23 protein-coding genes are annotated in these 23449 nt (G+C 75.5%); 11 read left to right on the forward strand and 12 right to left on the reverse strand.

Annotated features, from left to right (window positions below; genetic code table 11):
- The first annotated feature begins 26 nt into the window (after window positions 1-26).
- Entirely contained in the window at window positions 27-1124 is a 1098-nt protein-coding gene (locus ACRAKJ_RS30720; RefSeq protein ID WP_438921556.1) for a VanZ family protein, read from the forward strand.
- Between the two features lie 61 nt (window positions 1125-1185).
- Here ACRAKJ_RS30720 and ACRAKJ_RS30725 read toward each other — a convergent pair whose 3' ends face one another.
- On the reverse strand, window positions 1186-2745 hold the full coding sequence (locus ACRAKJ_RS30725) for a lipase family protein (RefSeq protein WP_438921557.1): 1560 nt from the start codon (window positions 2743-2745) through the stop codon (window positions 1186-1188).
- Window positions 2746-2923: 178 nt separating this feature from the next.
- Between ACRAKJ_RS30725 and ACRAKJ_RS30730 the strand changes: the two genes are divergently transcribed.
- A complete protein-coding gene (locus ACRAKJ_RS30730; protein ID WP_438921558.1) occupies window positions 2924-3079 on the forward strand; it encodes a hypothetical protein in 156 nt (51 codons plus the stop codon).
- A gap of 39 nt (window positions 3080-3118) precedes the next feature.
- On the opposite strand, the gene crtI is transcribed toward ACRAKJ_RS30730, so the two are convergent.
- Window positions 3119-4582 carry a phytoene desaturase family protein gene (gene crtI / locus ACRAKJ_RS30735; RefSeq protein WP_438921559.1) on the reverse strand — a complete coding sequence of 488 codons (1464 nt, stop codon included), beginning with the start codon at window positions 4580-4582 and terminating at the stop codon, window positions 3119-3121.
- Window positions 4583-4586: 4 nt separating this feature from the next.
- Window positions 4587-5684 carry a polyprenyl synthetase family protein gene (locus ACRAKJ_RS30740; RefSeq protein WP_438921560.1) on the reverse strand — a complete coding sequence of 366 codons (1098 nt, stop codon included), beginning with the start codon at window positions 5682-5684 and terminating at the stop codon, window positions 4587-4589.
- A gap of 165 nt (window positions 5685-5849) precedes the next feature.
- On the opposite strand from ACRAKJ_RS30740, the gene ACRAKJ_RS30745 reads away from it, so the two are divergent.
- Together ACRAKJ_RS30745 and ACRAKJ_RS30750 are read left to right on the forward strand one after the other, a co-directional pair.
- Entirely contained in the window at window positions 5850-6773 is a 924-nt protein-coding gene (locus tag ACRAKJ_RS30745; RefSeq protein WP_438921561.1) for a squalene/phytoene synthase family protein, read from the forward strand.
- 13 nt (window positions 6774-6786) lie between these two features.
- Window positions 6787-7755: a DUF5914 domain-containing protein gene (locus ACRAKJ_RS30750; protein WP_438921562.1), complete on the forward strand. Its 969-nt coding sequence runs from the start codon at window positions 6787-6789 to the stop codon at window positions 7753-7755.
- Window positions 7756-7851: 96 nt separating this feature from the next.
- On the opposite strand, the gene ACRAKJ_RS30755 is transcribed toward ACRAKJ_RS30750, so the two are convergent.
- Complete coding sequence (locus ACRAKJ_RS30755; RefSeq protein ID WP_438921563.1) at window positions 7852-8151, reverse strand: hypothetical protein; 300 nt, start codon at window positions 8149-8151, stop codon at window positions 7852-7854.
- A gap of 433 nt (window positions 8152-8584) precedes the next feature.
- Between ACRAKJ_RS30755 and ACRAKJ_RS30760 the strand changes: the two genes are divergently transcribed.
- The gene (locus tag ACRAKJ_RS30760; RefSeq protein WP_438921564.1) at window positions 8585-8917 is read left to right on the forward strand and encodes a hypothetical protein; all 333 of its coding nucleotides are present in this window, start codon (window positions 8585-8587) and stop codon (window positions 8915-8917) included.
- 79 nt (window positions 8918-8996) lie between these two features.
- Here the strand turns inward: ACRAKJ_RS30760 and ACRAKJ_RS30765 are convergent, their stop codons facing one another.
- The gene (locus ACRAKJ_RS30765; protein WP_438921565.1) at window positions 8997-9392 is read right to left on the reverse strand and encodes an SH3 domain-containing protein; all 396 of its coding nucleotides are present in this window, start codon (window positions 9390-9392) and stop codon (window positions 8997-8999) included.
- Between the two features lie 149 nt (window positions 9393-9541).
- Between ACRAKJ_RS30765 and ACRAKJ_RS30770 the strand changes: the two genes are divergently transcribed.
- Window positions 9542-10495: an ArsR/SmtB family transcription factor gene (locus ACRAKJ_RS30770; RefSeq protein ID WP_438921566.1), complete on the forward strand. Its 954-nt coding sequence runs from the start codon at window positions 9542-9544 to the stop codon at window positions 10493-10495.
- A 107-nt stretch (window positions 10496-10602) separates the two neighbouring features.
- Here the strand turns inward: ACRAKJ_RS30770 and ACRAKJ_RS30775 are convergent, their stop codons facing one another.
- Together ACRAKJ_RS30775 and ACRAKJ_RS30780 are read right to left on the reverse strand one after the other, a co-directional pair.
- Window positions 10603-12204, reverse strand: a complete 1602-nt coding sequence (locus tag ACRAKJ_RS30775; protein ID WP_438921567.1) for an FAD-dependent oxidoreductase — start codon at window positions 12202-12204, stop codon at window positions 10603-10605.
- A complete protein-coding gene (locus ACRAKJ_RS30780) occupies window positions 12204-12902 on the reverse strand; it encodes a class I SAM-dependent methyltransferase (RefSeq protein WP_438921568.1) in 699 nt (232 codons plus the stop codon). Before ACRAKJ_RS30780 ends, ACRAKJ_RS30775 begins: the two co-directional genes overlap by 1 nt.
- Before the next feature lie 144 nt (window positions 12903-13046).
- Between ACRAKJ_RS30780 and ACRAKJ_RS30785 the strand changes: the two genes are divergently transcribed.
- A complete protein-coding gene (locus ACRAKJ_RS30785) occupies window positions 13047-13436 on the forward strand; it encodes an OsmC family protein (RefSeq protein ID WP_438921569.1) in 390 nt (129 codons plus the stop codon).
- A 15-nt stretch (window positions 13437-13451) separates the two neighbouring features.
- Here ACRAKJ_RS30785 and ACRAKJ_RS30790 read toward each other — a convergent pair whose 3' ends face one another.
- Complete coding sequence (locus ACRAKJ_RS30790) at window positions 13452-15461, reverse strand: UvrD-helicase domain-containing protein (RefSeq protein ID WP_438921570.1); 2010 nt, start codon at window positions 15459-15461, stop codon at window positions 13452-13454.
- A gap of 104 nt (window positions 15462-15565) precedes the next feature.
- On the opposite strand from ACRAKJ_RS30790, the gene ACRAKJ_RS30795 reads away from it, so the two are divergent.
- The 3 genes from ACRAKJ_RS30795 to ACRAKJ_RS30805 all read left to right on the forward strand — a co-directional run bounded on the left by ACRAKJ_RS30795 (window position 15566) and on the right by ACRAKJ_RS30805 (window position 18919).
- Window positions 15566-16393: an SDR family NAD(P)-dependent oxidoreductase gene (locus ACRAKJ_RS30795; protein ID WP_438921571.1), complete on the forward strand. Its 828-nt coding sequence runs from the start codon at window positions 15566-15568 to the stop codon at window positions 16391-16393.
- Between the two features lie 103 nt (window positions 16394-16496).
- Entirely contained in the window at window positions 16497-17402 is a 906-nt protein-coding gene (locus ACRAKJ_RS30800; protein ID WP_438921572.1) for a zinc-binding dehydrogenase, read from the forward strand.
- 311 nt (window positions 17403-17713) lie between these two features.
- Window positions 17714-18919 (forward strand): amidohydrolase family protein, encoded by a 1206-nt coding sequence (locus ACRAKJ_RS30805; protein WP_438921573.1) that lies wholly within the window; start codon window positions 17714-17716, stop codon window positions 18917-18919.
- A 34-nt stretch (window positions 18920-18953) separates the two neighbouring features.
- On the opposite strand, the gene ACRAKJ_RS30810 is transcribed toward ACRAKJ_RS30805, so the two are convergent.
- Genes ACRAKJ_RS30810 through ACRAKJ_RS30825 form a run of 4 tightly spaced genes read right to left on the reverse strand, consistent with a single transcriptional unit; the run spans window position 18954 to window position 21922 of the window.
- Window positions 18954-19553 (reverse strand): hypothetical protein, encoded by a 600-nt coding sequence (locus ACRAKJ_RS30810; protein ID WP_438921574.1) that lies wholly within the window; start codon window positions 19551-19553, stop codon window positions 18954-18956.
- Complete coding sequence (locus ACRAKJ_RS30815) at window positions 19553-20599, reverse strand: Gfo/Idh/MocA family oxidoreductase (RefSeq protein ID WP_438921575.1); 1047 nt, start codon at window positions 20597-20599, stop codon at window positions 19553-19555. The genes ACRAKJ_RS30810 and ACRAKJ_RS30815 overlap by 1 nt, the downstream gene beginning before the upstream one ends.
- Before the next feature lie 25 nt (window positions 20600-20624).
- Window positions 20625-21206 carry a sigma factor gene (locus tag ACRAKJ_RS30820; RefSeq protein ID WP_438921576.1) on the reverse strand — a complete coding sequence of 194 codons (582 nt, stop codon included), beginning with the start codon at window positions 21204-21206 and terminating at the stop codon, window positions 20625-20627.
- A complete protein-coding gene (locus ACRAKJ_RS30825; protein ID WP_438921577.1) occupies window positions 21203-21922 on the reverse strand; it encodes a sigma factor-like helix-turn-helix DNA-binding protein in 720 nt (239 codons plus the stop codon). Before ACRAKJ_RS30825 ends, ACRAKJ_RS30820 begins: the two co-directional genes overlap by 4 nt.
- A gap of 186 nt (window positions 21923-22108) precedes the next feature.
- Here ACRAKJ_RS30825 and ACRAKJ_RS30830 point away from each other — a divergent pair, with 186 nt between their 5' ends.
- Complete coding sequence (locus tag ACRAKJ_RS30830; RefSeq protein WP_438921578.1) at window positions 22109-23449, forward strand: sodium:proton exchanger; 1341 nt, start codon at window positions 22109-22111, stop codon at window positions 23447-23449.

The following is a 23449-nucleotide window of genomic DNA, read 5'->3' on the forward strand; positions in this document are numbered from 1 at the left end:
GCGTTGACCCTGCCGGAGCGGTGGACATGTTGAGCTCGTACCTGGAACCCGCACGCGCGGGTTTCCTGACCTTCGTCGGTGTCGGCGCGCTGGTCCTGCTGCCGCTGGCGGCGCTGCACTACTGGCGCTTCGGGCGGGTCGAGCCGCGGCGCGCGTTCGTCCTCTACGGCCTGCTGGCCTACGGGCTGGTGGCGCTGGCGCTGATCTTCCTGCCGTTCCCGGACCGGGCGACGGTGTGCCGGGGCGAGACGATGCTGTCTACGACGCCGTTCCAGTGGGTCACCGACATGCGCAACAACATGGCCGCCACCGGGCGCTCGGGCATCCAGGCGATGGTGACGTCGCAGGCGTTCGTCCAGCAGGCGTTCAACGTGGCCCTGTTCGTGCCGCTGGGGATCGTGCTGCGCCGGGCCTACCGGCGCGGACCGCTCGCGGTGATCGCCATCGGCCTCGGCGTGTCCCTGGCCGTGGAGGTCGTGCAGTACACCGGGAACATGGGCATCTTCCCGTGCCCGTACCGGATCGCGGACGTCGACGACCTGATCTCCAACACGGCCGGCTCGCTGGTCGGCTGGATGGTCGCGCCGGTCGCGCTCGTCGTGCCGACCGTGCCCGCCGCGGAGGAGTCGGCGGCGCTGCCGGGCGCGGTGAGCGTGCCGCGCCGGGTCGCCGCGCTGGTGGTCGACCTGTTCGCCGTGGTGCTGGTGGCGAAGTTCCTGCTGCCGCCCGACCCGGTGTGGGCGCTGGCGCTCGCGGTGGCGCTGCGGGTGGTGCTGCCCGCGGTCAGCGGCGGTTGGACGCCCGGCGGGTGGCTGCTCCGCCACCGGCTGCGCGGCGCCGACGGCTCGTGGCCCAACCCGCTGCGCGTGGTGCTGCGCGAACTGCTCGGCGTGACGGGCCTGTTCACCTACGCGGTCTTCGTCTCGCCCCTCTCGGACACGTGGTGGCAGTTCGGCCTGGACGTGTTCGTCATCGCGCTGGTGTTCGTCGGCACGTTCGCGGTGCCGGTGTTCCGCCGCGACCAGCTGGGCTGGCACGACCGCGTCGCGGGCACCCGCCCGGTCCCGGTGCGCCCCGGCGGGGACCGCGTCGAGGAGCGCGCGGCGGTGGGCACGCGGGGCTGAGCCCGGTACGCGCGGGGCTGGGCCCGGTGCGCGCGGGGCTCAGCCCGGTGCGCGGCGGCGGTCACCGGCGGCCGAACAGCCAGTCGCCCGGTTTGCCCGGCACGGGGTCGAGGCAGAAGTCCCGGACCGCGTCGACCACCTCCGCCGTCGACACGGTGCCGCCGCCGTCGCCGTCGAGGGTGGTCAGGACGGCCGCCGCACGGGCCGGGGACAGGCCGCACGCGGTGAGCAGGCGGGTCAGCTCGGCGGTGGTCGTGGTGCCGTCCCCGGTGCCGTCCCCGGTGTCGGCCAGGGCGAGGACGGCCTCGGCGAGCGGGCGCACGGCGTCCTCGAAGCCGTCGTGGTGGCCGTCGTCGAGCCAGCGCAGGAACTCGGCGCGGCTGACCCGCCCGTCGAGGTCGGTGTCGGAGCGGTCGGCGACGCCGCGCCACAGCGCCCGGTAGCCGTGCCGGACGGCCAGCGCCTTCGGCGAGCCCGGCGGTTCGCCGAACGCCTGCACCAGGCGCAGCGCGAACACCTCGTAGTCGTCCGCGGTGAGCACGCCGTCGCCGTCCGCGTCGAACGGGCCGGACCGGGGCACGGGGTCGGGCGGTCGCTCCAGCAGGGCGTCGGTCCACGCCACGAGGTCGTCGTGGCCCGCCGCCAGCACGTCGGCGTGCGCCGCGCCCGCGTGGCGGTCGAAGCGCAGGACGGTGCCCGCGCGGGCCAGGTCGGCGGCGAACCGCTCGACCACCTCCAGCGGCACGACCTCGTCGGCGGTGCCCGCGGTGAGGTAGACGGGCCGGTCCATCCGCGACACCGGCACGCGGCACGCGCGCAGCACCGGGTCGACGCCGGGCCGGGCGGGCAGGCCGGTGGTGCCGCCGTCGTCGTTGGTCAGGCGGGCGACCGCGCGGAACATGTCGACGAGGCTCGCCGACGCCGCCACGTCGAGCAGCCGGCCGCCGGCGGCGGTGAGCAGCGGGCGGGCGTCGAAGTCCGGGTGCGAGGCGCGCACGCCCGCCAGCAGGAACGGCAGCAGCACCGACAGCGGGCGCGTGCCGTCGGTGGTGACCAGGTCGACCAGCAGCGGCAGGTGGACCGGCGGGGCGAGGGCGAGCGTGCCGCGGAAGTCCAGCTCCGGGGCGTACCCGGTGGCCATGAGGCCGGTGAACAGCGCCGCGTGCCCGCCCTGGGAGAAGCCCGCGACGAACCACGTGCGGCCGACCCGGGGGTCGAGCCGGCGGGCCGCGCGCACGGCGTCCACCACGTCGTCGGCGACCGCCTCGCCGTTGAAGTACGGGTGCGGGCCGGGTGTGGCGAGGCCCTCGTAGTCGGTGGCGGCCACCGCGTACCCGGCGACCAGCCAGCGGCCGACGTGCTCGCGCTCCAGCCTGCTCAGGCCCGCCTCGGACGGCGCGCAGTGGTCGGCCAGGCCCGTGGTGCCGTGCGCGTAGGCCACGACCGGCCAGCCGCCCGGCGGCGCGTCGCGGCGCGGCAGGAACACCGACCCGCTGACCCGGCGCCCCGTCCCGTCGTAGCCGAGCCCCTGGTAGACGACCCGCACGGCGTCGGACGCGCCGTCGGGCCACATCCGGGCGGGCAGCGGACTGCGGTCGAGCACGGCACCCGGCACGCGCATGTGCCCCTCCCCAGGTCGCGGCGGGTGCGACGGTAGCCGTCCCCGGGCCGCCGCCGTACCCCTCGTCACCCGGTGGGGACGCGGTGATCACCCGCCTGCCGCAGTCCCGGCGATCGCGGTGGTCGTCCCGGTGTCTGAACGCCGGCCCGCCCGGGTAGCCCGCACCCAGGAGGTGCTCATGACGCAGCCCCGACCGCCCGACCGCCCGCTGCCGCCGACCCCGGACCCGGTGCCCCGGCCGCCCTCGCCGCCGGACCCGCACCCGACCCCGGCACCCGCGCCCGGCACGGAACCGCCGGTCCCGCCGACGCCCGAGCCGCCCACGCCGGCCTGACGGGTCGGGCCGCCCGGTCCGCGGGACCGGGCGGCCCGGTCAGGAGCGCAGGCGCTCGGCGGCCAGCCGGCCGGAGATCAGCACCGGCGGGATGCCCACGCCCGGCGTGGTGCCGCTGCCCGCCAGCACCACGTTGCCGCGCCGCGAGGGCAGGTTGCCCGACCGGAACGGCCCGGTTTGGGCGAACGTGTGCGCCGCCGAGAACGGGGTGCCCGCCGCCTGGCCGGAGCGCGCCCAGTCGTCCGGGGTGGTCAGCGACAGCCGCGTCACGTCGTCGTCGAGGAGCTTGCGGTCGACGAGTTCCGCCACGACCCGGTCGGCGTAGTCCTCGCCCAGCCGGTCCCAGTCGAACGGCCCGGCGTCGAGGTTCGGGCACGGCGCGAGCAGGTAGTGCAGGTGCCGCCCGTCGGGCGCGAGGGACGGGTCCGTGGTCGACGGGGTGGTGAGCAGCAGCGACGGGTCGCTCATCAGCTCGCCCCGGTCCACGATCTCGTCGAACGTGCCCTCCCACGCGTCGCCGAACGAGATGGTGTGGTGCGCGTGGTCCCGCCCGCGCGGCCCGCTCAGGTGCACCACCACCGCCGACGGCGACCAGCGCGTCGGCACCGGCCGGCGACGCGCCCGCGCGCCCAGCAGCCGGGCCGTCTGCGCGGGTCCGGCGGCCAGCACGACCGCGTCGCACGGGAGGCGGTCGTCGTCGGTGACCACGGCCCGCGCCCGGTCGCCGGCGAACTCCAGCCGCGTCACCTCGGTGCCGTACCGGAACACCACGCCCGCGTCCGCCGCCGCGTCCGCCATCGCCCGCGGCACGGCCCGCATCCCGCCGCGCGGGAACCACACGCCCGCCACGGTGTCCATGTAGGCGATGACCGCGTACGCCGCGAGCGCGCTGCCGGGCGCGACCCCCGCGTACAGCGCCTGGAAGGTGAACACCCGCCGCAGCCGCGGGTCGCGCAGGAACCGGCCCACCGCCCGGTCGAGCGTGCCGAAGCCGCCGAGCGCCGCCAACGCCGCCAGGTCGCGCCCGAGCAGGTCCAGCGGGGTGTCGAAGTTCGCGCCGATGAACCGGTCGCGCTGCACCTCGTGCAGCCGGGTCAGCCACGCCCGCAGGTCGCGGTACCCGGCGGCCTCGCGGTCGCCGGCGAACTCGCGCACCGCGGCCTCCATCGCCTCGGCCCCGGTGTGCACGTCGAGCGCGCTGCCGTCGGCGAAGCTCGCCCGGTAGGCCGGGTGCAGCGGCAGCAGTTCGAGCCGGTCGGCCAGCCGGTCGCCGACCGCGCCCAGCGCCTCGTCCACCAGTTCCGGCATGGTCAGGACGGTCGGCCCGGTGTCGATCCGGTGGCCGTCCACGTCCAGCCGCCCGGCCAGCCCGCCGGGGTGGGCGAGCCGTTCGACGACGGTCACCTCGTGCCCCGCGCCGCGCAGGTGCAGGGCCGCCGACAACCCGGCCAGGCCCGCGCCCACCACGACCACCGAATCGGTGCGGCCACGCACGACGCGCACCACGTCACCGCCTCCGGTCGGTCGCGGTGGACGCCAGGGCGGTCAGCGCGGCGCGCACCGGCGCGTCCAGCACGACCTGGTCGAGCGCCCGGAGCGCGTGGCCGGTGAGCGAGGTGATCCGCTCCTCCACCGCGTCCACCGCACCCAGCTCCCACAGCAGCGCGCGCACCTCCGCCACGGTCCGGTCGGTCACGTCGTGCCCCTCCAGGCAGTCGCGCAGCACGCGTGCCGCGTCGGGTCGGTCCGCGCCGCGGGCCAGGTTGAGCGCGAGCGCCATCAGCGGGGTCCGCTTGCCCTCGCGCAGGTCGTCGCCGACCGGTTTGCCGGTCTCCTCGGGTTCGCCGAACACGCCGAGCAGGTCGTCGCGCAGCTGGTAGGCCACGCCGACGTCCCGGCCGTAGGAGCGCAGCGCCTCCACCAGGTGCGGTGACGCGCCGGCCATCGCCGCGCCCAGGTGCAGCGGCCGTTCGACGGTGTAGGCGGCGGTCTTGAACCGGGCCACGTTCAGCGCCTTCTCCAGCGACTCCTCGCGCCGCGCGCCCGCGAGCAGGTCCAGGTGCTGCCCGGCGATCATCTCGGTGCGCATCGCCTGCCACGGCGTCCACGCCCGCGCCAGCGCCGCGCCGTCCAGCCCGGCGGTGACCAGCGCGTCGTCGGCCCACGCCAGCGCCAGGTCGCCGACCAGGACGGCGGCGCTGTCGCCGTAGTGCCGGGAGTCGCCCGCCCACCGGCCCCGGTGGTGGCGCGCGGCGAACGCCACGTGCGTCGCGGGCCTGCCGCGCCGGGTGGCCGACCGGTCCATCACGTCGTCGTGCACCAGCGCGCAGCCCTGGAGCAGCTCCAGGGCGACCAGCGCGCGCACCGCCACGTCGGCCCCCGGTCCCTCGGCCGGGCCGCCCGCGGCGCGCCACCCCCACCACGCGAACGTCGGCCGCACGCGCTTGCCGCCGGACAGCAGCAGCTCGGCCAGCGCCTCGGTGAGGTCCGGCGCCAGGTCGGGCGTACGGTCGAAGAACGCCTCCAGTTCGCGGTGCAGCCGGGGCACGAGCCCGTCGTCGAACGCCGGCCGCGTGCCGGGACGTGCCCTGGATACCAACGTCATCGTGCCCCCTCCGACGGCTGCGCTCACCGAACGAGCTAATCAGCACGCTGAACGTCCTGCACGACGGGACGCACGGCCGTGATCGACACGACCCGGCGCACCACCCGTTGTGCGGTGCGCGGCGGGTGGTCCTAGCGTGGTCGCGAAACCCTGCGGAAGGACGCCATGTCGGTCGATCGGGAACTCGACGCCGCCGCCATAACGGACCCGGAGCTGCGGCGGGCGTACCAGCGCTGCCGCGCGCTCAACGCCGAGCACGGCCGCACCTACTACCTGGCGACCCGCCTGCTGCCCCGCGAGCGGCGGCCGGCGATCCACGCCCTGTACGGCTTCGCCCGCTGGGCGGACGACATCGTGGACGAGGTGCACGACGGCCGCACGCCCGCCGAGCGCGCCGCCCAGCTGTCCATTGTGGAGGACAGGTTGGCGGCCGGCCTGGCCGCGGGCGGCAGCGACGACCCGGTGGTCGCGGCCGTGGTGGACACCGCCCGCCGCTACGACATCGACCGGTCGCTGTTCGACGACTTCATGACCTCGATGCGGATGGACCTCACGGTCACCTCCTACGACACCTACGCCGACCTGGGGCGGTACGTGCACGGGTCGGCCGCGGTGATCGGGTTGCAGGTGCTGCCGGTGCTGGGCACGTCCGTGCCGCGCGCGGAGGCCGAACCGGCGGCGGCGGCGCTGGGCGTGGCGTTCCAGCTGACGAACTTCCTGCGCGACGTCGGCGAGGACCTCGACCGGGGCCGCGTGTACCTGCCGACCGAGGAGCTGGCGTCGTTCGGCGTGGACCGGGAGCTGCTGCTGTGGGCGCGGCGCACCGGCCGGACCGACCCGCGGATCAAGCGGGCGCTGGCGTTCCAGGTCGAGCGGACGCGGGCGGTGTACCGCGACGCCGCGCCGGGCATCCCGATGCTCTCCCCCGCGTCCCGGCCGTGCGTGGCCACCGCGTACCGGCTGTACGGGCGCATCCTCGACCTGGTGGAGCGCGCCGACTACGACGTGCTGTCCCGCCGGGTCACCGTGTCCAACGGCAGGCGGTTGGCCATCGCCCTGCCCGCCCTGGCCCGTGCCGTCCTGGCCTGACTTGGAGACCCCCATGCCCATCCCGTTGCGCCGCTTCGCCGCCAAGCCGTGGCCGGAGCAGGAACCCACCTGGCGGGACGCGAAGCCCGCGCTGATCGAGGCGGCCCTGAAGCGCGCCACCGCCCGCCCGTCGGGCAACTGGTTCGTGCTGGCGGCGAGCCGCGAGGTGCGCGCCGACGCGCCGTTCGGCCGCACGGTCGCCGGGCGCGAGGTGGTGGCGTGGCGGTCGGGGTCGTCGGTGCTGGCCGGACCCGGTTCGTGCCCGCACCTGGGCGCGCCGCTGTGCGACGGGGCCGTGCACCGGGGCGAGCTGGTGTGCCGGTGGCACGGGTTGGCGCTGGGGTCGCGCAAGTTCGGCTCGTGGAGCCCCTACCCGGCGCACGACGACGGCGTGCTGGTGTGGGTGCGGCTGGACGAGGTGGGCGGTGAGGAGCCGCTGGACGCGCCCGTGCTGCCGGAGCGCCCGCCCGCCGGGTCGCTGGACGCGGTGGCCACCATGATCGGCCGGTGCGAGCCCGAGGACGTCGTCGCGAACCGGCTCGACCCGTGGCACGGCGCGTGGTTCCACCCCTACTCGTTCGCGAACCTCTCCGTGCTGGAGACGCCGACCGAGGAGGACGACCGCTTCCTGGTCGAGGTGACGTTCAAGCTGGCGGGCCGCATCGGCGTCCCCGTGGTCGCCGCGTTCACCTGCCCCGAGCCGCGCACGATCGTCATGCACATCGTGGAGGGCGAGGGCGCGGGCAGCGTCGTGGAGACCCACGCGACCCCGCTCGCCCCGGCCCCGGACGGGTCGGCGCGCACCGCCGTCATCGAGGCCACGATCGCCTACTCCGACCGCGCGGGCTTCACCAAGGCCCTGCCGGTGGCCCCGGCCATCCGCCCGCTGATGAAGTGGGCGGCGGCCCGGCTGTGGAAGGACGACCTGGCCTACGCCGAGCGCCGCTACGACCTGCGCACGACCGGCCGCTTCCCGTCCTGAGCCCGGTTCCGCCGCTCGATCCCGCTGCTCGATCCCACCGGTTCCCGCCGCGGGCCGCCCGTCGCCGGCTCACGACGGGCGGTCCGCGGCGTCGGCTCAGCCCCGGCGCACCGGCCGGACGGGGCTACCGGGCTTGGTGCCAAAGGTGGCCGTGACGCTGAAGGTGACCCGCCAGCCCGGGACGAGCCCCCGGACGAGGCAGACGAGCACCTGGGCGAGCAACTGCCCCGCCCACAGCAGGCCGATCACGGGCGTGGCCAGGTCGACCGGCGCCCCGGTGTCGATTTCCCCGAGGAAGTAGGAGGTCGTGAAGCAGAGCGGCAGCAGGAACGGCGCGAGTTGACGCCGCAGAGGAACGGTTGACGTCGCTTTTCCTTCGTCGAGCGTGATCGCCACGATCACATCCCCTGTGTTGGTGTTCAGCGAGGCCCGTCGAGTCGCGTCCACCCCTGAACAGACTGCGACGAGCGTGCTACACCAGACCAGACAGGGCCCGAGAAGGGCAAGGGAAAAGAACGGGATTCACTCGTTCGTGCCGCAGGACAACGGATAAGGTCCTGTACTGCCCATCGCCCGATCACAACACCTGGGGGGACTCGGGCGATGGGTTCGCTGAACCCGCACACCATTCGCGGGCCGACCACAAGTTCCGACACCAAACCTATCGTTCTATTACGCCCGTTTCAAGCGATTGTTCCGCGGTTCACCCGAAGGGGCCGCCCGGACCGCGCACCCTCGCCGACTCCGCAGAGTTGCGGGCTCTGCCGAACGGGTGCCAGCGACCGGCGGGCGTTCCTGCGGGCGTGTCGTTCTGGCACGGTCTGTGCTCATGGCACAGCGGACCGTCTCGGCCGAACTAGCGGCGGACCACGCGCTGCCCGGCCTCCTCGGCATCACGAAGGACCGGGGTCGGGTCGTGGTCGAACTGACCCTGCCCCGGAACATCGACCACCTGCCCAAGAGCCTGCTGCCGGGCGTCGAGGCGCTCGTCGTGGGCTACCTGGTGCGGCTGCACCGGAGATCGCGGCCGACCGAGCGCGAGCAGGTCACCGTCACCGCGGACCACCTGACCGCGCGGCTGCACAAGGACGACCTGCCGCACTTCCTGGTCGGCCTGTCGGCGCTGCTGGAGGGGGCGGTGTATTGGTCGCGGACCAGGTGAGGCAGGGACGGGCGCGTGGCGCCGCGCGCGACGGGCACCCCCTCGGTCCGGACCGGGGGGGTGCCCGTCGCGCGGTCGGTCAGAACCCGCAGTGCACGTTGCTGCCGCGCACGCCGTCCTTGATCGGCAGCAGGTCGTCGCGCGTCCACCCGAGCACACCGGTGTTGGTGTTGCGCAGGTACGTCCACGAGAAGCCGTCGTTGCCGACGGTCCAGCAGTAGTAGTCCAGCACGTGCGACGACTGGCTGGAGCCCCGCGCGGTGCAGCCGGCGTCCGAGCCGGTGCGGATGCGCGCCCCCGACGTGGCGCCCGAGGCCGTCCGGTTGTCCAGGTTCGGGCCGTTGGTGCCGCAGGGCGCGTGCCGCGCCGCCACGTCACCGGCGCCCTTCGGCTCCGCCTGCGCCGGCGCGCCCAGGGCCACGACGGGCATGGCGGCGGCGACGGCGGCCAGGGCCAGTTTCGCGATCGTCCTCATGACTTCCCCCTTTTGTGCGGTGGTCGAACACGCATGAGCCTGCCCCCGGCCGGGTGTACCGCGCCAGGCTTTTGCAGCACAGCGGAAACGTCGTCCGGCGCAGGCCGATAAGCAGAACGGGGTAGCGGAACGTCCGGGGGGACTTCGTGGTGCGGATCTTCTTCGACAACGACGACTTGGCGCGCACGTCGGTGGCACCGGGGGCCGACCCGTTGTGGGAGGTGGCGCTGGCGGCGTGCCGGTTGCGGGACCGGTCGCCGGAGTTCCGGGAGTGGGAACGGGCGGTGCGCGGTGCGCTGTCCCGCCTCGGCCCGGCGGTGCGGGTGCTGCACCTGCTGACCGCGCGGGAGCCGCGGTTCCCGTCCCTGCTCACGCCGCCGGAGTCGGCCGCCGGGTTGGCGGCGGGCCTGGAGGCGGTGCGGCGCGCCCCGGCGGCCGGCGTGCGGGCGGACCTGGCCCGCTTCGGACCGCTGCCGGACTGGGCGACGCCGCTGGTCCGGGGCGAGCCGCACGCCCTGATGAGGGTGGCGGACGCGCTGCGCGACCTGCACGCCGCGCTGGTCGCGCCGTGGGCGGCGGCGGTGCGGGAGAGCGTGGACGCCGACCGCGCCCGGCGCGCCCACGACCTGCTCGACGGCGGGGTGCACGGCCTGCTGTCCGGGTTCGCCCCGCACGCCCGCTGGGAACCGCCGGTGCTGGTGGTGGACCGCGCGCCGGACGGCGAGCTGCACCTCGGCGGGCGCGGGTTGCGGCTGGTGCCGTCGTACTTCTGCCGCGGTCGCGCCCTGGTCCGGGCCGAACCGGCACCGGCGCTCGTCTACCCGGTGGCCCGGGAGGAGCGCCCGACCGCGGTCGGCGACGGCCTGGACGCGCTGCTCGGCCCCACGCGCGGCGCGGTGCTCCGGTGCGCCCGGACGGGGGCGGGCACGACCGAGCTGGCGCGCCGGGTGGGCACGTCGGCGGCGTCGATCAGCCGGCACACCGGTGTGCTGCGCGCCGCCGGCCTGCTCCGCTCGGCCCGCCTGGGTCGCCGGACCGTGCACTCCCTGACGGCGCTGGGGGAATCGCTGGTCGCCGGCCAGGGCGTGCCGGCCGAGGCGTGACAGCCGGGGCTCGACAGCCAGGGCTCGACGGCTGAGGCTCGACGGTCGGGGCGTGGTGCGGCGCGGCAGGTGGTCGGGGTCCGGATCGGGTTTGGTCGGCCTGCCGGTCAGCTCGTCGTCGGGGTGCGGCCGAACCGGCGGGCCAGGGTGCGCAGGAGCGGCCCTCGCCCCGTCGTCGGCACGCTCCACAGGTCGGTCCCCGCCGCGCCCCACCCCGACAGCAGGTGGTTGGCGGCGGCGAAACCGGTGGTCGCCGCGCGTTCCATCAGGGCGACCGGCAGGTCGACGCGGACCAGGTCGCCCGCCAGCACCACGCCGGGTTCCGGCGTGCGCACGGTCGGGCGGGTCGACCAGCCGCCCGGCGGGAACAGGGGGCAGTCGGCGCGCAGCTCGTGGCGCTCGTCGACGATCCCCGCCCCGCGCGTCTCCGGGTAGACCTCGTGCAGCTGCGCCAGCAGGCGGGCGCGGGCCTCGTCCTCGGTGACGCCGTCCGGGACCGCGTAGCCGTGCAGCTCGACCACCGCGCCGCCGGTGCGGGCCGCCCACGCGCGGGCCTCGTGCTCGTAGGCGTCCAGCACGGAGACGTTGTCCAGCAGGTCGTAGCCGCTGGTGCCGACGAAACCCGGCCGGTCGCGGCGGACCGGGCGGTCGAGCCAGTAGCGGGAGACCAGGAACGGCGGGGCGGTGTCCAGCGCCTTCACGCCCGCCCGCCACTCCGGGGTGCCCAGGTCCGAGTTCTCGACGATCCCGCGCAGGCCGTTCACGTCCGCAGCCAGCACGACGGCGTCGGCGTCCAGCACCTCGTCGTCCAGCTGCACGGTGAAGCCCCGCTCGACGCGGCGCACGGGCGTGCCGGTGCGGACGTCGACCCCGCGCTCGGCCAGGTAGCGGCCCAGCGGGTTCCACAGGGCGTGCGGGAACGGGTCGGCCGCCACGTCGAACAGCAGGCCCTCGGCGGAGCCCAGGAAGTAGATGTGGAACATGGTCGCCAGCTCGGCGGCGGACATGCGGCTCGGGTGGGCGAAGAAGCTGCGCGAGAAGACCTCGAAGGCCAGCGCGTGCGCGGCCTCCGGAAACCTGATGCGCCGCAGGTAGGTGGCCGCGTCGAGGTCGTCCAGCTCGTCGTAGGTGCGCGGCACGGAGACGTCCAGCAGCGGCAGGGCGGCGCGGGCGTCCACGGTGGTCAGGTCGCGCGGCCGGAACGTGGGGCTGCGCAGCAGGAAGCCCAGGGCGTTCCACGGCGCGGTGCGCGGCAGGCCGGCGAAGCCCTCGCGGTACCCCCCGGCGTGCCACAGCGGGTAGTCGGGCATTCCCGTCAGGGCGTCACCCGAAGGGTCGACGCGGCGCAGCAACGACCGCAGGTTGTAGTACTGCCGGAAGAACGCGTGGAACCCGCGGGTCATCGTGGCGCGGCTGCCGTCGGCCAGGGTGGTCTCCCAGCCGCCGACCCGGCCGCCCAGGTACGGCTCCCGTTCGCACAGCACGACCCGCGCCCCGCGCTCGGCCAGGACCGTCGCCGCGGCCAGCCCCGCGATGCCGCCGCCGACGACCACGACCCGCTTCCCGTCGCACGACGCCCGCCCGGTCGGGCCGGGCACGCGCACGGCCCGGCGGTCCGCCGGGCCGTGGTCGGTCGGCCGGCGGTCGGTCAGGCCGCGCCCCACCAGGCCGCGACCCACCGGACTGCGACCCACCAGGCTGCGACCCATCAGGCGCGACCCACGAACGTGTGCACGATGCCGCGCTGCCACCCGGCGGCGGGCAGCGAGCGGACGCCGGTGAACCCGGTGCGCCGCAGGCGGTCGCGCAGCGCGGACGCGCCGTCGAAGTCCAGCACGCTGCGCCACAGGTAGGTGTAGAGCTTCGGCGACCGGGTCACCAGCGCCCCGCTCGGGACGATCACCGCCCAGCAGACGAACGTCCACAGCGCCGCCGCCGCCCACGAATCGCGCACCGAGTACTCGTGCGCCACGAACCGCCCGCCCGGCTTGAGCAGGTCCCGCACGCTCTTGAGCACCGGGTCGGGGTCCTCCAGGTTGCGCACCAGGTACGCGGCGAACACGCCGTCGAACGGCCCGTGCACGGCCAGGTCCTCGGCGCGCGCGTGCACGAACGTCACCGTGTCCGGCCACGACTTGCGCCGCGCCCGGTCGAGCATCCCGGCCGAGGCGTCCACCGCGACGACCTCCGCGTGCGGGGCCGCCGCCAGCAGGGCCGCCGTGGACGCGCCCGTGCCGCAGCCCAGGTCGAGGAAGCGCTGCCCGCGCCCGCCGTCGCGCACGCCCAGCGCGGTCGCCGAGCGCCGCAGCTCCCGGTGGTAGTCGGGGTTCGCGCCGACCAGCAGGTCGTACCCCGGCGCCGCCTCGTCGAACGCCCCCGGCACCGCGCCGACCGCCAACCTCGCCATCCCGCCACCTTCCGCTCGCACGCGTTCTCGCCCGCACCGGCCGCGGGAGCCGCGCCCGGTCCGTGATCACGGTAGGACCCGCATCAGCCGTTCGCATGACGGCGGTCCGGTGGATTCCGCGCGGGGCGGGGTACTCCCCCGCCCGTGACGACAGCGACGAACCTGTACTCCACCACCGCCGTGTCCGGGCCGGGCGCGGTGCGCGTGGACGACTCCGACCTGCCCGTGGCCGCCCCGCCGGAGCTGGGCGGCCCGGGCGGCGGCTGGAACTCCGAGCAGCTCTACGCCGCCGCGCTGGCCACGTGCCTGCACCAGAGCATCGAGCTGATCGCGTCCTCCGGCGGCGACGACACCTCCGGCTGCACCGTCTCCGCCGGCGTGACCCTGCGCCACGAGGGCGCCGAGAAGTACGACGTGGAGGCGCGGCTGAAGGTCGAACTGCCGAACGTGCCCCGGGAGCGGCGGCAGGACCTGGTGGACCTGGCCGTGTCGCACGCGCCCCTGATCGGCGGCTGGCCGGTGGGTGTGGCGTGAGCGACTCGGTGCGCATCACCCCGTGACGGCCGGGTCGCGGACCACGACCAGGCGTCGCGTCGCCCTGGTCAGGGCGACGTAGCGCTCGGCGGGCGACATCCGCTCCGGGTCGAGGACGACGACCACGTCGAACTCCAGGCCCTTGGCCGCGCGCGGCGTGAGCGGGCCGTCGACCCCGATCACCGCGAACGTGCCCGTCGACGGCCGGAACGACGCGGGGTCGGCGCCGGTGACCTCCAGCGGGGGTTCGCCGGAGCGGATCGGCGTCGGGGCGGTCGCGGTCGGGTCCACCTCGGCCAGGGCGCGGGCGGCGTAGGCCACGATCTCCGCCGGGGTGCGGTAGTTGACCGTCAGGCCGCGGTACCGCCAGCGGCCCGGGACGTAGCGGTCGAGGACGCGGTCCCACGCGCGGACGCCCGCCTCGGCCTGGCGCTGCGCGAGGTCGCCGACGATCGTCATGGAGCGGTTCGGGCAGCGGCGGGCCAGCACGCGCCAGTCCATCTCGGACAGCTCCTGCGCCTCGTCGACCACCACGTGGCCGTAGGTCCACTCGCGGTCGGCGGCGGCGCGGTCGGCGAGCACCCGGTGGTCGACCTCGGTGTGCCGGTCGGCCAGCCACTCGGCGTCGACCAGGTCCACCGCGCGCAGGTCCTCCTCGTACATCTCCGCGTCGGTGTCGACCACCTCCAGCACGCCCCGCGCGTAGTCGACCTCGGCCCGCCGGGCGCGGGCCGCCTCCCGCTCGGCGCGGCCGTCGGTGCCCAGCCGCTCGGCGGCCTCGTCCAGCAGCGGCACGTCCGACACCGTCCACGCGGTCGGGTCGTCGCGGCGCAGCTCCGGTCGTCCGAGCGCGTCGCAGCGGCCCGCGTAGAGGTCGGCCAGCAGCTCCTGCGGCGTGAGCACCGGCCACAGCGCGGCGGCGGCGCGGCGCAGGTCGGGGTGGCCGGCCAGCTCGCGCCGCACGTCGTCGGCCAGCTCCGGCCAGTCCTCGCCGATCAGGGCGAGCGCGGGCGCGACCAGCCCGTCGACCAGGGCGCGGTGGAACACCGGCCCGGCCTCGTTGTGCCTGAGGCCCGACGCGCGGGCGGCGTCGCGGGCGGCGGCGGCGATCGGCGCGGTCAGCTCGACCACCACGTCCTCCAGCTCGACCGGCACCGGCTCGGCGGGCAGCTCCTCGCGGTCCGCGACCGCCTCCCGCACCAGGTCGACCGCGTCGAGGCCCCCCTTGAGCACCTGGAGCGCCGGGGTGTCCTCCCGCTCGGTCCGCACGCCGGGGAACAGCTCGCCGGGCGTCGCGAACACCACGTCGGTCTCGCCCAGCGACGGCAGCACCCGGGAGATGTGGCGCAGGAAGCCCGCGTTCGGGCCGACGACCAGCACGCCCTGCCGCGACAGGCGTTCCCGCCGCGCGTAGAGCAGGTAGGCGACGCGGTGCAGGGCCACCGCGGTCTTGCCGGTGCCCGGCCCGCCCTCGACGACCAGCACGCCCTCGTGCGGCAGGCGGATCACCTCGTCCTGCTCGGCCTGGATGGTGGCGACGACGTCGCGCATCACCTCCGAGCGGGGCGCGGTCACGGCGGCCAGCAGCGCGGCGGACGTCGTGTGCAGCTCGTCGTCGTGGAAAGCCTCCAGGAATCGCCCCCTGGTGTGGAAGTGGCGGCGTCGGACCACGCCTTCCGGGTGGGCGGCGGTCGCGGTGTAGAACGGTCGGGCGGCGGGTGCGCGCCAATCCGTGAGCAGCGGTTCCCGGTCCGCGTCCTCGTCGAACAACCCGACCCGGCCGACGTAGGTGCGCGTGCCGTCCTCGTGGTCGAGGCGCCCGAAGCACAGGCCGGATTCCGCCGCCTTCAAGCGGCTGAGCTGCTCGGACAGCGTCCGGACGGTCACCTCGCGGTGCCAGCGCTGTTCGTGCGGGTCGCGCAGCGCGGCGTCCAGCCCGGCCCGCGCGGCGGCCCGCTCCCGGTCGAGCCGGTCGTGCAGGAAAGCGATGCGGCGTCGTTCGGCGGACAATTCCCCTGTTGTCACGCTTGCTCCTCGTGTTATACTTGGTCGAGCGCTTTCCGCCCTTTCGGGCGAATACAACCCTTCTTTTTAGCACGCCCCTCCCGTGTGCGCGAGGATTCCGCGTCATGGGGATTCTCGACGGCAAGGCCGTGGTGGTGACCGGCGCGGGCCGAGGCCTGGGCGAGGCGTACGCGCGGCACGCGGCGGCCGGGGGCGCGCGGGTCGTGGTCAACGACGTCGCGGGCGCCGAGGAGGTCGCCGCGGCGATCCGGGCGGCGGGCGGCGAGGCGGTCGCGCACACCGGCTCGGTGGCCGACCCGGAGCAGGCGGCGGCGCTCGTGCGGCTGTGCGTCGACACGTGGGGCGGGCTGGACGGGCTGGTGAACAACGCGGGCGTCACGCACTTCGCCCCGCCCTGGGAGGACGACCCGGCGGTGCTGCGGCACGTCGTCGAGGTCAACGTGCTGGGCACGCTGTACTGCGGCACCGAGGCCGCGCGGGTGATGCGCGGCGGGTCGATCGTGAACGTGGTGTCCGGCGCCATGCTGGGGCGCGCGGACGCGGCGGCCTACTCCGCGTCCAAGGGCGCGGTGGCGTCGCTGACGCTGTCGTGGGCGGGCGCGTTGGCCGAGCGGGGGGTGCGGGTGAACGGCGTCGCGCCGCTGGCGTGGACGCCGATGATGGACCTCGACCCGCGCCGCGACGCCATCAGCTCGCCGGAGCAGGCGCCGGACCTGATGGCGCCGCTGGTCACCTACCTGCTCAGCGACCTCGCCGGGGCGGTCACCGGCCACCTGGTGCGGTTCCTGCCGGGCAAGCTGCACCTGGTCGCCCAGTACGCGGCGAAGCAGCCTGTGCTGGAGCGGGAGGTGTGGGACGTGGACGCGATCGCGGAGGCGTTCGGCACCGCGCTGGTGGCCGAGCCGCCCGGCCGGGACAGGTGGCGGGTGTAACGAATATGTGGCCGGCCACATATCGGAGTACGGTGGGTGCCGGACCACAGGAGGACCGCACCCGGTCGACGCGGACCGGCGCACTGGACGAGGAGACGTGACGATGGAAGCCGTTGTGCTGGACGAGTTCGGCGGGCCCGAGCTGCTGCACGTGGCCGAGGTGGACACCCCCGAACCCGGCCCCGGCCAGGTGCGGGTGCGCGTCCGGGCGATCGGCGTGAACCCGTTCGACGCCAAGGTGCGGTCGGGCGCGATGCGGGGCGCGATCCCCGGGCTGCCGGCCGTGCTGGGCCTGGAGGTGGCGGGCGAGGTGGACGCGCTCGGCCCCGACGTGACCGGGGTGTCGGTGGGCGACGCGGTGTTCGGGTTCGCCGACGGCGGCGCGTACGCCGAGCTGGCGCTCGCCTCGTCGTTCGCGCACAAGCCCGCGGAGCTGTCCTGGGAGGCCGCGGCGGCGCTGCCGGTGGCCGTGGAGACCAGCGACCGGGTGCTGCGGCTGCTCGGCGTGAAGTCGGGCGAGACGCTGCTGGTGCACGGCGCGGCGGGCGCGGTCGGCACGCTGGCCGTGCAGATCGCGCTGGCGGCGGGCGTGCGCGTCATCGGCACGGCGGGCGCGGGCAACCAGGAGTACCTGGCCGCGCTGGGCGCGGTGCCCACGACGTACGGCGACGGGCTGGTGGAGCGGGTGCGGGCGCTCGCGCCGGACGGCGTGGACGCGGTGTTCGACGTGGCGGGGCGGGGCGCGCTGGCCGACTCGGTCGAGCTGCGCGGCGGCACCGCGGAGCGGGTCGTGACGATCGCCGACCCGACCGCCCGGCAGCACGGCGTGGTGTTCAGCGGCGGTCCCGCGGAACGCGACCCGGCGCGCCTGGCGGAGGTCGCCGAGCTGGTGGCGCGCGGTTCGTTCACCGTCGAGGTCGGGGCGACCCTGCCCCTGTCCGAGGCGGCCGAGGCGCACCGCGTCGTCGAGGCGGGCCACGCCCGGGGCAAGCTCGTCCTGCTCCCCTGACCCCGAGAGTCCAACCTCCAGGCCCCGAGAGTCCAACGCCCGGGTCCCGAGAGTCCAACGTCCAGGTCCCGAGAGTCCAACGTCCAGGACCCCTGAGTTCTCCGTTCCGCATAACGACCGGTCGGCTCGAACGCAGAACTCAGGGGTCGCGAGCGTTGGACTCACGAGACCTGAGCGTTGGACTCTCGGGTCTTGAGCGTTGGACTCTCGGGGTCTGGGCGTTGGACTCTCGCGCGAACGTGGGCGCCGGCTGATCATTGCGGCTGGGGCGGGCAGACTCGTCCGCCCGGCGGACGATGCGGAGGTGACCCGTGGTCGGTGGGACGCGGATCGACGGTGACGCGGTGCTGCTGGAGGGCGCGGCGCTGGCCGACGGGCGCTCGGACTCCGTGCGGCGCGGGGTGTCGCTGCTCGTGGAGCACGGCGTCGTCACCGGCCTGTGGGAGGGCGACCGGCCCGAGGTGCCGGCCCGCGCACGGGTGGTCGACGCGTCCGGCGCGACGCTCGTGCCCGGCATGGTCGACTCCCACGCCCACCTCAGCATGCCCGGCGGCGCGCAGTGGGTGCAGCGCGGGTTCGACGCGGCCGACGAGCTGCTGGCCGTGGCCGAGGAGAACGGCGAGCTGATGGTGCGCGCGGGCATCCGGTGGGCGCGCGACGTCGGCGCCCCGCGCAGGCCGGACCCGACCACGGGCGGCGAACGGGCGCTGAGCCTGCGGCTGCGCGACGAGTGGGCGGGCCGCGCCGACCGCCCGTACCTGCGCGCCGCGGGCACGTGGATCGCGCACGCCGGCGCGCTGCCGCACGGGCTGGCGGTCGAGGTCGCGCACGGCGCGGACCTGCTCGACGCGGCGCGGGTGCAGCTCGACGACGGCGCGGACCTGGTCAAGGTCTACCTGGACGGCCCGGACCGCGACACGCCGCCGTTCAGCGTGGACGAGGTGTCCGCGCTGGTCCGGGAGGCGCACGGGCGCGGGGCGAAGGTGGCGGCGCACGCGGGCGCGCTGCACGGCGCGCGGGTCGGCGCGGCGGCCGGGGTGGACAGCGTCGAGCACGGGTTCGAGCTCGACCGCGACGCGGCGGCGGCCATGGCCGCGGCCGGCACGACCCTGGTGTCCACGCTGGGCGTGCTGCACTCGTGGCTGACGTTCACCTCCACGTCCACAGTGGACCGGTTCACCGGGCCGGGGTCGCGGGCGACGATCGGCGCGCGGCTGGAGGCGGCCGAGGAGGGCGTGCGGCTGGCGCACGCGGCCGGGGTGGCCGTCGCGGGCGGGTCCGACTTCGGCGGCGGCTCGCTGCGCGCCAACCAGCTCGCGTGGGAAGCGGAGGCGCTCGTCCGGGCCGGCCTGCCGCCGCACGAGGCGCTGGCGGCGCTCACCTGGCGCGGCGGCGACCTGCTCGGCGACCCGGCGGCGGGCAGGCTGGTCGTCGGCGGGCCCGCGCACTTCAGCCTGGTGCACGGCGACCCGCTGTCCGACCCGGCGGCCCTGTGGCGGGTGTGGCTGACCCGTTAGCCGACCCCGTCAGCCGGACTCCGTCGGCCGCCCGTCAGACCGGGGTGGCGTCGCCGCACAGGAGGGCGTAGAGCGCGTCGCCCTCCGGCACCGGCCGGTCCGCCGGGTGCCGGACCAGCCACAGCTTCGCGTCGTCGGCCACGCCGTAGGAGTCGAAGTCCTCGCCCTGCGCGACGACCAGCAGGCAGTCGCCCGCGCGCCACGCCGCGTGGTGCCACGCCTCGTCGTGCGTGCCGGTCACGAGCGGCTCGCCCAGCCGTGCGGCGACCCGCTCGACCCCGGCGCGGAACAGCGCGTCGAACGCGTCGCGGTCCGCGTCCCCGTCGACCGACCACCCCGCGCCGAAGTGGTCGAAGAAGCCCTCCTCGCCCTCGGCGTCCTCCAGGAACACCGCGAACGCGACGGCGAACGCGGTCACCCGCTCCGGGTCGGGCTCCACGCCGACGGCGAACGCCCGGTCGCCCGCGACGAGCCGGTAGTCGCCCTCCTCGTGGACCTGCCACGCCACGGGCGTCGCCGGCAGGCCCGCGGCCACCCAGGAGGCGTCCAGGTCGTCGCGCTCCCACGACGCGCCGGCCAGGGAGACCAGGGCGTTCGCGGTGGCGTCGTCGAGCGGGTGCGAGGCAAGGGGCATCAGGACCAGGGCTCCTCGGTGACGGTGGTGGTGCGGTCGTGGTCGGCGGCCTCCTCGACGGCCAGCGCGACGCGGTGGTCGTGCACGCCGTCGGCCAGCGGGTACGGCGGCTCGCCGGCGTCCTCGACCCAGCGGGCGGTGTCGAGCAGCAGGGTGGCGATCGCGACCTCCTCGTCGTTCCACCGGTGCCCCTGGAAGGGGTTGCGGTAGAGGACGGTCGGGCCGTGGGTGATGTGGTCGGTGTCGTAGCCGTCCAGGTCGAGGTCGTAACCGGTCTGGCGGCGCACGAGCGGGGTGCGCACGATCGTGCGGTCGCCGGCCAGGTGCACGACCTCCTGGTCGCGGACCTCGCCCCGCGTGCCGCGGACCAGCAGGCGGCGCGTCAGCAGCTGGTTGTGCCACTGGTTGTCGGTGAAGTCGTAGACGCCGAGCCCGCCGCCGTCGAACGCGAGCGTCGCGATGGTCGTGGTGGCGGTGCCGACCCGGGGTTCGGCGACCCAGCCGGACCGGTCGATCGGGTCCAGCAGCGGCGCGGTGGACCGCGTGGCCCGCACGGTGACGGGCCCGCGCCCGGCGCCCAGGAAGGCCCGGATCAGCGACACCGCGTGGTACTGGTGCGTCGAGGACACGTCCACCCGCGTGGGGTCGCCGATCACGCCCGACCGCACCAGGGCCAGCCGGGCGGCGTGCGCGGGCATCCGCGCGTACTGCTCGGCGACCTGCACGAGCCCGCTCCCCCCGACCGCCGCCCACAGCCGCCGCAGCCCGTCGAGGTCGGGGGCGGGCGGCGTCTCGGCCAGCACCGGCACGCCGCGCTCCACGAGCTCGACGACGAGCCCGGGCGTGACGCCCCACGGCGTCGCGGTGACGACGAAGTCGGGCTTCGCGCGGGTCAGGCACTCGTCGAGCGAGGTGAACACGGGCACGGGCAGGTCCTTGGGCGCCCGGGACACGACCCCGGCGCAGACCGGGTCGCCGAGGGCGGTGGCGAGGCGCCAGAAGTACTCGGCCCGCCACCCGGAGCCGACGATCGCGAAGCTCGTCACGGCACCATCCAACAACACGGTCCGTTCACCCCGCCGGGCATGGGTCTTCCCGGGCCGCCACCCCCGTCTCCGCCGGGGCGCGGTGCCGTGCCGTCCCGGAACCGCGCAGCACACCGTCGACGACCACCGCCGCGGCCGCACCCAGCCGGTGACCGGCACCCCGCTCCCGCGCGGCCACGGCCGCCGGGCGCCCGAGCGACGAGGCACCCAGGAGCCGGCGGACCTCGGCGCTCCCGGTTTGCGGCTCGTCCTCCTCCTCGTCGTCCCGCGCCCGGCCCCGCCCGGCGTCGGCGACCTTGTGCGCGGCGATGCCGTACACGAAAGCGAGGAAGGGCCTGCCCTGGTCCCGGTAGGAGGGGAGTGCCCGGAGGACCGCCCGGCAGGTCTCGTCGGCGACGTCCTCCGGGCGCGCGGTCGAACGGCCCGCGCGCCCGATCCGGGCTCGGCAGTAACGCGTGACGAGGGGACGTATGTGCGCCAGGAGTTGTTCGACGGCCCGCCGGTCACCACCGACCGCGCCCGGCAGGAGTCGGGCCAGTCGCTCGTGGTCGGCGCCCTCGTCGCCGGCGCGCTCGTCGTCGGGGGTCGTCCTGTTGTCGGGGGTCATCGCCCCTCCTCTCCCCACTGCGGAAAGATGTCGCGCGCCTTGGCCCGCGCACGGCGCAGTCGTCCTTCGACCGCGCGAACGGTCATGCTCGTGATGTCGGCGATCTCCGCTTGGTCGTAGCCCTCGCCGACCAACCCGAACAACCGCATCTCGAGCGGGCTCAACACCTCGGCGAGCCGGTCGACGACCCGTTGCACGTGGTCGGTCTCCTCGTGCCACCCCGGCACCGGGACCACCGCCACGTCCTCGACGGGGACTTCGGCGGAGTGCCGGGCTCCGCGCCGCAGCCACGTGCGCAGGGCGGAGGGGAAGACCAGGCGGCAGGCCCCGATGAAGTACGTGGTCAACGACGCCCGACCCGGCTCCCACCCGCCGCCGACGAGGCCCTTGTCGACGAAGAGCGCGAACCCGGCCAGGACGACGTCGTCCACGAGTTCGTCGACGTCGGAGGGCCTTCGCCGGAGGGCGTCGAGGTACGCGGGCCGGGTCGCCGTCCGGTCGCTCACGACGTACCCGGTCGCGATCAGCATCCTGACCCGGTCCACGCCGTAGGCCATCAGCTCGTCCACGAAACCGTCCCACGCAGGCCCCTGGAACCCCTGCCGCCGGAGCAGGTCGCACAGTTCGGCGTCCGCACGCGCCCTGGCGGCCGACTCGTCATCGTCGTCCGCGTCGAGCAGTCCGCGCGTCACCGGCCACCACCGCCATCTCGTCACGCCCCCGTCCTTGCACCCACCTGTATGCCGGTGCGGTCGAGCCGATCCCACGCACCACGTCGGATTTGCGGGAGAAATCACCACATCGCGTGGGTGCCGACCCGCGGCCCGGAGGGCCGACCGACCCGGCCGCGTGCCGCGAACAGGTGTCGGTTGGCGGCGCACGGGCGGGGAAACCCCCGCGGCATGGGTGATGCGCGCACGGATGCCCGGACCGGGTTCCCCCGGCGGCTCGGGGTGGCGGTCGGGGTGGGGGTGCCCGGGACGTACCTGGGCGCGGCGGACTACCTGGGGTGGCCGCACCCGTCGTTGCCGCCCGCCCTGGCGGCGGTGGTGTTCGGGGTGGCGATCGTGAGCGCGGCGTTCGTGCTGTCGTGGGCGGCGGAGGCGGCGCAGGTCGACGTGAGCGCGGGGCTGGCCATCGCGGTGCTGGCGATGGTGGCCGTGCTGCCCGAGTACGCGGTGGACCTGGTCTTCACGTTCGAGGCGGGGCGGGTGTTCGCCGAGAACGGCGCGTGCGCGGCCCCCGCGGGCGGGGAGGACCCGTGTTCGCTGGCGCTGGCGAACATGACCGGCGCGAACCGCATCCTGGTCGGCATCGGGTGGCCGCTCGTGGTGCTGGTGGCGAGCGTCGCGGCGCTGCGGGCGCGCCGGGAGACGCCGTCCGCGCAGCCGGGGCGGGTGGCGCTGGCGCCGGTGATGTCGGCGGAGGTGGCGTTCCTCGGGCTCGCCACGCTGTACTCGCTGACCCTGCCGCTGCGGGACTCGTTGACGCTGGTGGACGCGGCGGTGTTCGTGTCGATCTTCGGCGGGTACGTGTGGCGGCTCGCGAAGGCCCCGGTGGAGGAGCCGGACCTGCTGGGCGTGTCGGCGTGGGTCGGCGGGAAGCCGCGCGGGCCCCGGCGGCGGTGGGTGATCGGGATGTTCGCGGTGGCCGGCGCGGTGGTCCTGGCGTCCGCCGAGCACTTCGCGAGCAACCTGGTCGACACCGGCGCGCAGCTCGGCGTGGACCAGTTCCTGCTGGTCCAGTGGGTCGCGCCGCTGGCGAGCGAGTCGCCGGAGCTGATCGTGGCGTGCCTGTACGCGGTGCGGCTCAAGGCGTCGCACTCGCTGGGCACCCTGCTGTCGAGCAAGGTCAACCAGTGGACGCTGCTGGTCGGCACGCTGCCGATCGCGTTCGCCGTCGCGTCGGGCTCGACGTCGGGGCTGCCCCTCGACCAGCACCAGCGCCTGGAGCTGCTGATCACGGCGGCGCAGTCGTTGTTCGCGGTGAGCGTGCTGGTCGACCTGGGGTTGACGGTGGTCGGCGCGACGACGTTGTTCGTGCTGTTCACGGGCCAGTTCGTGGCCGGGCTCGTGCTGCCCGACGAGGTGAACGCGGTGGTGACCACCGTGCTGGCCGGCGTGTACGTGGCGCTGGCGGTCGGGCAGCTCGCCGTGCGGTGGGCCGACGCGCGACGGGTGGTGCGCGACGGCCTGGTGACCCCGTTCGACGCCCTGTCGGACCAGCCGCCGCGACCCAACTGA

This window comes from Saccharothrix sp. DSM 118769 (assembly GCF_052936295.1).